Below are 11,134 nucleotides of genomic sequence, written 5' to 3' on the forward strand. Positions count from 1 at the left end.
CCGGGCATTTCAGGCCGAAGGTCTGAGATTCCCCAGCCCAGGGCAACGCCCTGGGACACAACCAGGGATCCGAACCACCCCCGCCCGGTCCCCGGGCGTTTAACCGACAACCGACCCCCGAGACCTCTTCCATGAAACTCTTTCGATACGCTGCGGCCGTGCTCCTGATCGGCGGTGCGCTTCCTGCATTCGCGCAAGAAAAGCTGCCGGATGGGGCAAAGGTAACGAAGCTCGACGTTCACCCCACGAAGATCGAGCTGAGCGGGCCGTTCGCGTACTCGCAACTGCTCGTGACCGCGACGCTCGACACCGGCGACGTCATCGACGCGACGCGCATCGCGAAGGTCACCGTGCCGAAAGTTGCGACCGTGAACGCGGCCGGGCTGGTGCGGCCGGCCGCCGACGGCTCGGGCGAGATTACAGTGACCCTCGCGGGCACCACCGCGACCGTGCCGCTGGCCGCGAAGGGGTTCGGCGAAGACAAGCCGGTCAGCTTCGTTACGGACGTGCAACCGGTGCTCAGCAAGCTCGGGTGCAACGCGGGCACCTGTCACGGCGCGCAAGCGGGCAAGAACGGCTTCAAGCTCTCGCTCCGCGGGTACGACTCGCTGTACGATTTCCGCGCGCTCACGGACGATCTCGAGGGGCGCCGGTTCAACCGCGCGGCGCCGGAAAAGAGCCTCATGCTGATGAAGCCGGCCGGGGCCGTGCCGCACCAGGGCGGTGTGACGATGGCGGCCGGCGACCCGAACTACGAACTCGTCCGCAGGTGGATCGCGCAGGGCGTGAAGCTCGACCTCGACGCGGTCCGCGTGAAGTCACTCGAAATCTTCCCCAAGAACCCGATCATCGGGCGCATCGGGCAGAAACAACAGTTCGCCGCGATCGCCACCTATACCGACGGTCGCGTGCGCGACGTGTCCGCCGAGACGTTCATCGAGAGCAGTAACACCGAGGGCGCGACCGTCGATAAGACCGGCCTGGTCGCGACCGCCCGGCGCGGCGAAACGACGATGCTCGCGCGCTACGAAGGGGCCTACGCCGCGAGCACGATCGTCATCATGGGCGACCGCTCGGGCTTCGAGTGGAACCAGCAGCCCGTTCGCAACTACATCGACGAGTTAGTTGATGCGAAACTGAAGAAGGTGAAAGTGCAGGCCAGCGCGGTGTCCGACGACGCCACGTTCCTGCGCCGCGTGTACCTCGACCTGACCGGGCTCCCGCCCACGGTCGATCAGGTGCGGCAGTTCGTCGCCGATACGCGCGAGACCCGTGCGAAGCGCGAAGCGGTGATCGACGGGCTCGTGGGCGGCGACGCTTTCGTCGAGCACTGGTCGAACAAGTGGGCCGACATGCTGATGGTGAATCGCAAGTTCCTCGGCGACGTCGGTGCGACCGCGTTCCGCAAGTGGATTCGAGACGCGGTGGCCGAGAACCGGCCCTACGACAAGTTCGCGCACCAGATCATCACCGCGACCGGCTCGAACGTGGAGAACCCGCCCGGCGCATACTACAAGACGCTCCGCACCCCCGACGCGGTGATGGAGAACACCACGCAACTGTTCCTCGCGGTGCGGTTCAACTGCAACAAGTGCCACGACCACCCGTTCGAGAAGTGGACCCAGGACCAATATTTCAGCCTCGCGGCGTACTTCGCCCAGGTCGGCCGCACCCCGGACCCGAAGTTCCGGGGCCAGACGCTCGGGGGCACCGCGGTCGAGGGCGCGAAGCCGCTCGTCGAGATCATCACCGACCTGAAGGCCGGCGAGATCAAACACGACCGCACCAGCGAGAACGCGAAGGCGAGTTTCCCGTACCCGGTACCAATGAAGGAACCCGCCGGGGCGTCGCGCCGCGAAGAGGTCGCGAAATGGATCACCTCGCCGCAGAACCAGTATTTCGCGAAGAGCTACGTGAACCGCGTGTGGAGCTACCTGCTCGGCGTCGGCATCATCGAGCCGGTGGACGACATCCGCGCCGGGAACCCGGCCACGAACCCGGAACTGCTCGACAAGTTGACCGAGGACTTCGTAGCGAGCGGGTTCGATACGCAGAAGCTCATCAAGACGATCTGCAAGAGCCGCACGTACCAGCTCTCGCTCGCGACGAACAAGTGGAACAGGGACGACGAAATTAACTACTCCCACGCCCTCGCACGGCGGCTCCCGGCCGAGGTGCTGTTCGACACGATCCACCGTGCGACCGGGTCGCAGTCGCGGTTGCCGGGTCTGCCCCCGGGCGCCCGCGCCGCGCAGTTGCTCGATAGCAATGTCGAGTTGCCCGGCGGGTTCCTGGACATCTTCAACAAGCCGGTGCGCGAGACCTCGTGCGAGTGCGAGCGCGGGACCGGGCTGAACATCGGGCCGATCATGGCGATGGTGAACGGTCCCGTCGTCGGGGACGCCATCAAAGACCCGAGCAACCGGCTCAACAGGTTCGTCGTTGCGGAGAAGGACGACGCGAAGGTGGCCGACGAAATCTACCTCGCGGTGCTGAACCGGCTCCCCACCCCGGCGGAACGGAAGGCCGCGATTGCCGCGATCGGCGCCGCCGCGACCGACCACGCGAAGATGCTCGCGGAGTATATGCCGAAGCTCGATGCGCTCAACGCGCACAAGGCTACACTCGATGCGAAGCAGGCCGTGTGGGAAGAGGCGCTGAAAGCACAGAAACCGACCGCGTGGACCCCGCTCGACGTGCGCCGCGCGCGAGCACAGATGCCCGACACCACGCTGACGATCAACAAGGACGGCTCGATTCTCGCGGGTGGTAAAGTTGTTCCAGACACCGATCTCTACACGGTCTTCGGCCTCACCGAGATCGATAAGCCGATCACCGCACTGCGGCTCGAAGTGCTCGCCGATCCGACCCTTCCCGTGAAGGGGCCGGGCCGGGCGGACAACGGTAACTTCGTGCTCAACGAGTTCCGCCTCACGTACAAGGCGCTCGACAAGCCGGACGTGAACGCGGCTGCGATTAAGCTGAAGGCGACCGCCCAGATCTTCGCTCAGGACACGTTCCCGGCGGCGAACGCGGTGGACGGTAACCCCGTCACCGGGTGGGCCACCGCGCCGCGGTTCGGCGCTGATAACGCGGCGCTGTTCAAGTTCGACAAGCCCGTGAGCGGGGGGGCCGGGGTTTACTTCACCGCGGTCCTGGACCAAAGGTACGGCGGGAAGCACACGGTCGGTAAGTTCCGGCTGTCGGTGACAACGGACGCGGACCCGAAGCTCCAGAGTGCGCTGACCCCGGCCCAAATCGCGCTGCTCGAAACGCCGATCGATCAGCGGACCCCGGCTCAAAAGGACGCGCTGCGGCAGATGTATCTGGCGCAGGACAAGGAATACGCCCGCCTCGCGGCTGAGGCCGCGGACGCGCCGCCTTCCGACGCCCGCGTGCTGGGGGCACAAGACCTGGTTTGGGCGCTCATCAACAATCCGGCGTTCTTGTTCAACCACTAATTGCGAAGGAACTGACCTCCAACCCATTCGTTGTGTGTTGGAGGCTCACAACAATACGACCCCGGCGGGCACCTGTGCTCGCCGGGGTCGTATTGTTGTGGCAGATCGTTCGTGTGTGGGCCGCTGTTCGGTGTCGAGCGCGGGTTGCGTTCTACTTGCGACTGGCGAGGTATTCGACCAGCGCCTTCAGGTCAGCATCGCTGATCTTATCGACCCCGGACGCGGGCATTCGGGACGTCGGCGAGTGGGACTTCGGGTCGCGGATGTGATCGCTGAGCCACTTTGTTGTGTGTTCGGCCTCGGCTCCTGTCTTGGTCCGGTCCGGTCCGCTCATTCCCGGCGGCCCACCGGGGCCACCCGGAGGCCCGCCCATTCCGGGAGGTCCACCCGGGCCTCCGGGCGGTCCGCCTGGCCCCCCGGGAGGTCCACCGGGGCCACCCGGAGGCCCGCCCATTCCCGGTGGGCGTCCCATTCCCCCGCCCGTATCGCCGAGCTTGTGGCACCGGGCACAGTTGTTGTCCGCGTACACCTTCTTGCCGGCCGCGAACTCTTCCCCGCCGGGCAGTTTGGCGAGGACGTCCTGCGCGGAAGGCCCGCCCATGCCCCCGGGCGGTCCGCCGCGCGAATTACCGACCGGCGGTCCGCCCGCGTCGGTGTTCTCGACCTTCTTTTGACACCCCACGACCGCCAGCCCGAACGCCACGCTCAGGCAGAGCGGCGCGGGCCACGCACTCCGAACACCACCGCGAGTCATCGCCGTACCCTTTCCGTCCGAGATGAATGACGCCGCCCGCCGCCCGGATGGGATAGATCGCAGCGGGAACGCGCGAGTCGGGGCCGAAGTGCTCCGGTCGAAGCGCGTCGGCAAATTAGACCACGGCACCTTAAACGGAACAAGCACCTCGTTCGGGACGGTCTTCGGGTGAAGCGATAGTGGCTTGGTTGAACTTGTAGACCGAGGTGGGCGCGGCGCCCGGTTTCGGGCGCGTGCTGAGCGTGTAAAGCCCCAAACTGAAGGGCTACGGAAGGGGTCGCTGCCAGTTTCGATCATTTCACCAAGCGCGGTTCCATCCAGCCCCCGTGGGCGCCTCTGTGATTGCCGAGCGTGCGCAGCCCGAGGGTGAGAACGCTGACCCCCTGAATGTCGAGGTCGCACGACTCCTTTGGGGTGCCGACGCCGATGACGTCCGAGTGCCAGATCTCTTTACCGTCGGCGGTTACGACGAACATGAGCGGTCCGCCCCACTCGTCCGAAGAGTCCGCCATCGCGACCTCGGATTGGAAGCGCGCGTACATTTTGTCAACCGCGTAGCTCGCAAACATCTGTTTGCCGAACGACGGGGCTCCGTGCATGAAGATCCCGTGCGGCGCGAGCACCCCGCGGACCCGGACCTTGCCGTCGACGTGCGACGGGAGGTGACCCGGGGGCGGGAACACGTAGGTGTCCAACACGGGCAGCTCCGAAACGAACTGGGATTGCGGTGCGGTCTCCTTCACTTGCGCCCCGCCGCTACCGCCACCTTGTGGGCCGGCCTTTCCGCGTCCCTTTGTGAGAGCCACGCCGAGTACCACCGCGGCCAGCGCGACCCACGCACACGCGACGAGCGCGAGTGCGGTCCGGTGCCGGCGCCAGAACGAGCGCCGGGCCGATTCCATCACTTCGGTGTCGGAATCGCGGTCGAAGCCGTCGCGAATGTCCTGAAGGCGCTTGACCACTTCCGCGGCCGATGAGGGCCGGCTGTCGGGGTTCTTCGACAGCAACTCGGCGATCAATTTCGAGAGCGATTCGGGCACGTCGGCGTTCAGTTTCCGCGCCGGCACCGGGGTGTCGGCGACCAGCGCCGCGGCCTGTGCGATCGGACTGGTTGCCGCGAACGGCGGGCGCCCGGTGGCCATCGCGTACAACACGCACCCGAAGCTGAACAGGTCCGTCCGCGGATCGAGCGGCCACCCCCGCACTTGCTCCGGCGACATGTACGCGGGTGTGCCGACGACCGCACCGGCCTCGGTCAGGTGCGTGTCTTCGTGGATCTCCCGCACCAGGCCGAAGTCGAGGATCTTCACGTGCGGGAGGACCGACGAACCCGAGCCGGCAGGCCCTCCGCGCTTCTGTTCGTCTCTCCCGGATTCGAGCCAGATGTTGCCCGGTTTGATGTCGCGGTGGATCAACCCGTGTTCGTGGATCGCGCTTAACCCGGTCGCGATCTCTTCGGCCGTGCGCAGCAGTTCAGGGTAGTTAAGCGGTGTCTTGTTGCGCAGGCGCGATTCCAGCGATTCGCCCTTCAGCAACTCCATCGCGAGGAACATCGTACCGCGGTCCTCGCCGGTCTGGTACACGGTCACGAGGTTGGGGTGCTTGATCGCGGCCAGCGCGCGGGCTTCGCGGAGGAACCGCTCCCACCAACTCCCCACGTCCTCGCCCGGTGGAAGGCACATCACTTTGAGGGCCACGTCGCGCTTCAGCGTCATGTCTTCGGCGAAGAACACTTTCCCCATACCGCCGGAGCCGATGAGCCGGAACACGCGATAGTTTCCGAGCCGGCCGAACTCGCCGGGCAGTGCGGGGGCGCGGAGGAACGGGAACGCAGCGGTTTCGGGCAGCGCGACCCGACCCGCACCCGCGCCGTCCGGTGAACCGTGTCGGTCGCTGCGAATGGTGATGGACATTCTTTTTCGGGTCTCCCGCCCGTCGAAACGGAGTATCGCATTCAACAATGCGACGCAAATGCCGGGAGTGCAACGCGATCGGATCGGGCCGGAGTGGTTCTAATCGAGCTGTTTGAGCAGGGTGTGATAAGTTTCGCCCGTGGCCTGAATCTGGAACCGCCGTCGGTTCGCGTCGATGATCTCGATCTCGATGCGCAAGTGGTCTGATGGAAACGTCGCGTTCACCTTGTCGGCCCACTCGACGATGCACACCCCGTCACCGCGGAAGTATTCATCGGCCCCCAGTTCCGCGAACTCCCGCGACCCGCTCAGGCGGTAGGCATCGAAGTGGTAGATGGGCAGGCGCGCGGGGTACTCCTGGATGAGCACGAACGTGGGGCTGTTCACCGCGGCCGGGTTCTTCACGTTCAGGCCCTCGGCAATGGCGCGCGTGAGGTGCGTTTTCCCGGCACCGAGTTGACCGATCAGGGCGATGACCGCACCGGGGAACAGCAGCGCGCCGAGCCGGCGCCCGAAGGCTTCCGTGGCTGCGAGGTCGGAGATATTGAGGATGTGGGTCATGGCGAACGGCCGGTGTTAGCCGGCCGGTGAGACTTTCGGAGTACGAGTGCATCCTACCGGCCGGCTAACACCGGCCGTTCGCCGTGTGCTACTTCGATTTCGTCTTGTTCGCGCGGGCCGTCTTGTGGCGCAAGAAGGCGTGCATGAACTGGTCGAAGTCGCCGTCGAGGACGTCGTTGACGGCGGGGGTTTTCACATCAATGCCGTCGCGCTCCTCGCGCACGAGCGTGTACGGCTGCATGACGTAGCTGCGGATCTGCGACCCGAACGCGATTTCGCCCTTCGCGTCGTAGCTCTTGACCGCGTCCCCGATGCGCTTCTGCTCCTCGATCGCGTAGAGCCGCGCCTTGAGCAGTTTGAGCGCGTTGTCCTTGTTCTTGTGCTGGCTCTTGTCGGTCCGGCTCTCGGCCCGGACCCCCGACTTGTGGATCAGCCGCACGCCGGACTGCGTCTTGTTCTGGTGCTGACCGCCGGGGCCGCCGGTGCAGAACGTCTGGATCTCGTAGTCCGTGTCCTTCACGACGATTTCGATGTCGTCGGGGAGTTCGGGCAGCACGTCCACGGCCGCGAACGAGGTTTGTCGGGTGTCGCCGCCCCCGAACGGGCTGATGCGCACCAACCGGTGGACGCCGATCTCGGACTGCATGTACCCGTAGGCGTAGGGGCCGACGATCTTGAACGACACGCTCTGAACCCCGGCCTCGAGGTTCGGTTCGATGTCGATCTCGTCCTTCGGGATGTCGAACCCGTGGGTCGCGGCCCAGCGCTGGTAGGCACGGAACATGATGTTCGCCCAGTCGCACGCATCGGTACCGCCGGCGCCGGGCTTGATCGAGACGATCGCCGAGCACGAGTCGTGCTTGCCGCTCATCATCGCTTGGAGCTCGAACGCTTCGTACCGGTGCTCGGCTTTCACCAAGGCGGGCTCTAATTCGGCCTCGAACGCCGCGTCCTCGTCCGCGAGCTCGGCCATCGCGGTGATGTCGCTGGCTGCTGCCGTGAGTTCCTCGTAGGGCTTCAACAGCGAATTCAGCACCTTCAGTTGTGTAATGACGCCCTTCGCCTTCTCCTGGTTGTTCCAGAAGTCGGGCTCGGCTTGCTTGGCTTCGAGTTGGTCGCGCGCGGAAGTTTTGCCGCGCACGTCAAAGAGAGTCTCGCAACTGGGTGAGCCGGGTGCAGAGTTCGTCGGTGCGTCGGCGCAGGTCCGGGTTCATCGCGTTGCCCTTCCGAATGGTGCGGCCGCCACACGGCCACACACGAGGTTAGACAGTAGCATAGCGAAGAGGGTTCAGAGCCAGAAGAGCAAGACGTATTCCCACCGGTGGTGACGACGCGGAACCCCCCTCTCAAATTCAGGCGCGCACAATGAACAAATTGGCCAACAAGGTCGCCGTGGTCACGGGCGGCGGGTCCGGCGTGGGCAAATCGACGGCCGCACTGTTCCTCAAAGAAGGGGCAAAAGTGGTGATCGCGGGGCGCGACGGCGCGAAGCTCGCAGCGGTGGCCCAAGAGCTAAATGCGGGCGATTCGCTCCGCACCCTCCCCACCGACGTGACCAAAGTCGAGCAGTGCCAGGCGCTCATCGATTTCGCCACCAAGACGTTCGGGCGCGTGGACATTCTGGTGAACAACGCGGGCACGAACATCAAGGACCGCACGCTGCGCGAACTCACGCCGGAAGCGTGGGACATGATGATTCGTACCAACCTCGACGGCGCGTTTTACTGCACGAAGGCCGTTTTGCCGCAAATGTTCGATCGCAAGGACGGCGTCATCGTGAACGTCGTCAGCGTCGCCGGGAAGCGGGCGAACCCGTTGGGCGGTGCGGCATACGTGGCGGCGAAGTTCGCGATGGGGGGACTGGGCCTCGTTCTCTCCAACGAAGAAAAAGACAGCGGCGTGCGCGTGAGTAACGTGTACCCCGGTGAGATCGACACCCCCATTCTCGCCGCGCGCCCCAAGCCGGTCAGTGAAGAGCAGCGGGCCGTCATTCTGAAGCCCGAGGACGTGGCCGAAGCGGTGCTGTTCGTCGCGAGCCTCCCGGCGCGCGTGTCGATCCCGGAACTGGTTATCAAGCCGACCGTGCAGATGTACTGGTGATCGCACAGTATTGCACATTCGGGGCGTCCACAACTTGTGGACGCCCCGAATGTTCTTTTCAGTTTCACCGCGGGAACCGGCGCGGGGCGCCGTAGCCGAAGTCCGGGCGGTTCGGATCGCGCAAGTTCATCAGTTTGTCGAACCAGTCCATCCCCGCGCTGATGACCGGCGTCAGCCCGCCGTTCTGCACCTTCGGCTGGAACACCTCGAACCGGAGTTCGTCGCCGGCGCGCTGGGCGGTCAGGTGCGCGGAAGGCAACTCGATCAGTGCCGCCTGGAACGCGGAACGGGCCTTGTCCACGTCCTGCTGAAGCGCGTCGGGCGCGTTCGGGTTACCACCGCCGGGCGGCAGGCGGAGCGGCGGCCCCAGTGGGCGCACGGGACCGCCGGCAACGGGCTTCGGCTCGAGTGCCGCGACGAGGTCGCCGAGGTTCAGTATGCCGACGAGCGCGTGGGCACCCGGGGAGGGGGCCAACCCCTTGTCACCGCCCGTAACCGATCCGGCTGCATCGGAAGTCAGCGCCGCCGCCACCAGTTTCCGATCCTGCCCCCACACCAGCACCGAATCCTTCCGCGCGTAGTGAGCCGCGCTCTTCCACGGTAGCCCGGCCCCCGCGAGCGAGAGCACCTTCACGCCCGCGACCGTTTCCGTCGAGGGCTGCGCGACGTCCTTTTCTCCCGCGAGTTCTGCCATTAATTTTGGAACGAACGCTTCCAGTTCCGCCGCCGCGGTCGCGTCCTCGGCGTGGATCACGAACATCGGGACCGGCGTCGCGCCTTTTGTCAGGTCTTGCTTCGTGGGCACGACGACCGTGACCGCACGGACCTTCGAGAGCACGGCGTCCTTCACCGACATCTGGTACTTCGCATCGAGGTCTTTCACCACGTCGCTCGGGAGTCGGCCGAGTTCCCCGCTGCCTTTCGCCATCGCGTCCAGCAGCCCGAGAACGGCCGCGGCGCGGTCCTTTTCGGGAAGGTTCACGGTCGCGGCGAATGACGCGGGCTTGCGCGCGTGGTGCAGCGCATCGGTCTTCACCGCGGGGCCGGAGGTGAAGTCCAGCAGCGGGCTTTTCTGCGCGGGATCGAATCGCGCGCCGACGGCCAGCGCCGCGCCGCCGTCGCGGAACTGGAGGCACCCGGCCACGGTTTTCAGGGCCTTCGGGTTCGCGAACAGCTTGAGCCATGCGAAGAGGTCGAGGTCCGCCGGCGCGCCGCGCAGGCGCGCTGCGGCATCCAGTTTGGCGAAGAGTTCCGGCGCGTTCGCGTAGAAGAACAGCCCCGGTTTGCGGTACCCCGGCGCGCTAGTCTTAAAGCCCTCGGTCGCGCCGAGCGAGTCCTTTTCGTCGCCGCGGAACCGCGCGATGATGGGGACGATCGCGGCCTTGCTCGTGCCCGCGACGAACAGCCCCGGCGTGTACGCGAACACGGGTTCGTATGGCGCTTCCACCATCTTGTCGGTCACGAGCTTCGGCACGCCACTCGGGTCGTAGTTGGTGACCGGCGCGCGGTGCTGAAACACGGGCACCTTCGCCACTTCGCCCACGCGCCGGAGGTCCGGAGTCGTAGTGACGAACGCGCGCGCGGCGAGCCCGGCCGCGGCGCTGTCGCCCGTGAGGACCGCGACCACCACTTCGGGCGCGCCGCGATCGTTAAAGCCGACCAGCCCGACCGCGATCCCGCCGAGTTTGCGGAACTCGCCGAGCACCTCCGGCGACATCAGGAGTGCGAGCTGCGCGAGTTCCTGTTTCGCCTTGAGTTCCTGGAGCGTCTTGGCCCCGTCTTTCTTGGTGTGAATGAACGGGATGCTGTCTTCGAGTGGCGTGCCCTTAAATACGGCCGCGAGGTGCGGTCCGAGTTCCGCGGGGGTGTGCAGTTCGGCATACGCGAGCGTGCCCGGTGGGAACACGTCCGCGACATCGGTCGGGGCCGCGGTCGCGGCGCCTGTCGGCACCACGATGCACGCACCGAGCGCGAGGAGAGTCAGTCGGGTCAAAGGGCTACTCCGAGAGGGCCGGCCGGTGTGCGGCGCGGCAATGATCTTGTTCACGAAGGGCATCGCTCCGGCGAGAGCTACCCCAAGCCACTATCGGCGGCCTTACGCCGCGCCGTTCGCAAGGTTACAGCAGAGCCGCCTCGTCGGTGCTGTAACGGGCGCGGGTAACATTCGCTAACATTTTTGGCCCGCGGCCCGCGCGCTCGCGCCAACTGCTGATATTTCAAGCTCGTGAACGCGATAGTGCCGCATCAACGGGTAACATTCGCTAACATTTTTCGGCCCGCCAACCCGAATTTGTTCCCGTGCGCACTGTGCTCGGTGCGCGCTCGAGGACGGTCGCCCCGCGCGG

Annotated in this window: 7 protein-coding genes; 2 read left to right on the forward strand and 5 right to left on the reverse strand. The window is 65.8% G+C overall.

The features are described 5' to 3' along the window. Positions 1 to 131: 131 nt before the first annotated feature. The gene (locus J8F10_RS01965) at positions 132 to 3,461 is read left to right on the forward strand and encodes a DUF1549 domain-containing protein (protein ID WP_210652158.1); all 3,330 of its coding nucleotides are present in this window, start codon (positions 132 to 134) and stop codon (positions 3,459 to 3,461) included. Between the two features lie 151 nt (positions 3,462 to 3,612). On the opposite strand, the gene J8F10_RS01970 is transcribed toward J8F10_RS01965, so the two are convergent. The 4 genes from J8F10_RS01970 to prfB form a co-directional block, all read right to left on the reverse strand. Beyond that, on the reverse strand, positions 3,613 to 4,215 hold the full coding sequence (locus J8F10_RS01970; protein WP_210652160.1) for a c-type cytochrome: 603 nt from the start codon (positions 4,213 to 4,215) through the stop codon (positions 3,613 to 3,615). Positions 4,216 to 4,508: 293 nt separating this feature from the next. Next, positions 4,509 to 6,128, reverse strand: a complete 1,620-nt coding sequence (locus J8F10_RS01975) for a protein kinase domain-containing protein (RefSeq protein WP_210652170.1) — start codon at positions 6,126 to 6,128, stop codon at positions 4,509 to 4,511. Positions 6,129 to 6,227: 99 nt separating this feature from the next. After that, entirely contained in the window at positions 6,228 to 6,689 is a 462-nt protein-coding gene (gene tsaE, locus J8F10_RS01980) for a tRNA (adenosine(37)-N6)-threonylcarbamoyltransferase complex ATPase subunit type 1 TsaE (RefSeq protein WP_210652177.1), read from the reverse strand. A gap of 88 nt (positions 6,690 to 6,777) precedes the next feature. Further along, positions 6,778 to 7,903, reverse strand: a protein-coding gene (prfB, locus tag J8F10_RS01985; protein ID WP_210652179.1) for a peptide chain release factor 2 whose coding sequence is annotated in 2 segments (ribosomal slippage) — positions 6,778 to 7,833 and positions 7,835 to 7,903 — 1,125 coding nt in all. Because the reading frame shifts where the segments join, the coding sequence is not laid out codon by codon here. 151 nt (positions 7,904 to 8,054) lie between these two features. On the opposite strand from prfB, the gene J8F10_RS01990 reads away from it, so the two are divergent. Then, positions 8,055 to 8,789, forward strand: a complete 735-nt coding sequence (locus J8F10_RS01990; protein WP_210652181.1) for an SDR family oxidoreductase — start codon at positions 8,055 to 8,057, stop codon at positions 8,787 to 8,789. Positions 8,790 to 8,853: 64 nt separating this feature from the next. Here the strand turns inward: J8F10_RS01990 and J8F10_RS01995 are convergent, their stop codons facing one another. Beyond that, the gene (locus J8F10_RS01995) at positions 8,854 to 10,782 is read right to left on the reverse strand and encodes a hypothetical protein (RefSeq protein ID WP_210652183.1); all 1,929 of its coding nucleotides are present in this window, start codon (positions 10,780 to 10,782) and stop codon (positions 8,854 to 8,856) included. Positions 10,783 to 11,134: the final 352 nt, after the last annotated feature.

The organism is Gemmata palustris (assembly GCF_017939745.1).
In the GTDB taxonomy this organism is placed as follows: domain Bacteria; phylum Planctomycetota; class Planctomycetia; order Gemmatales; family Gemmataceae; genus Gemmata; species Gemmata palustris.

What these genes read in the sequence shown, in the direction of transcription:
- J8F10_RS01965 (WP_210652158.1), top strand. Translation starts at nt 132, where the DNA reads ATGAAACTCTTTCGATACGCTGCGGCCGTGCTCCTGATCGGCGGTGCG.
- J8F10_RS01970 (WP_210652160.1), bottom strand. Translation starts at nt 4,215, where the DNA reads ATGACTCGCGGTGGTGTTCGGAGTGCGTGGCCCGCGCCGCTCTGCCTG.
- J8F10_RS01975 (WP_210652170.1), bottom strand. Translation starts at nt 6,128, where the DNA reads ATGTCCATCACCATTCGCAGCGACCGACACGGTTCACCGGACGGCGCG.
- tsaE (WP_210652177.1), bottom strand. Translation starts at nt 6,689, where the DNA reads ATGACCCACATCCTCAATATCTCCGACCTCGCAGCCACGGAAGCCTTC.
- J8F10_RS01990 (WP_210652181.1), top strand. Translation starts at nt 8,055, where the DNA reads ATGAACAAATTGGCCAACAAGGTCGCCGTGGTCACGGGCGGCGGGTCC.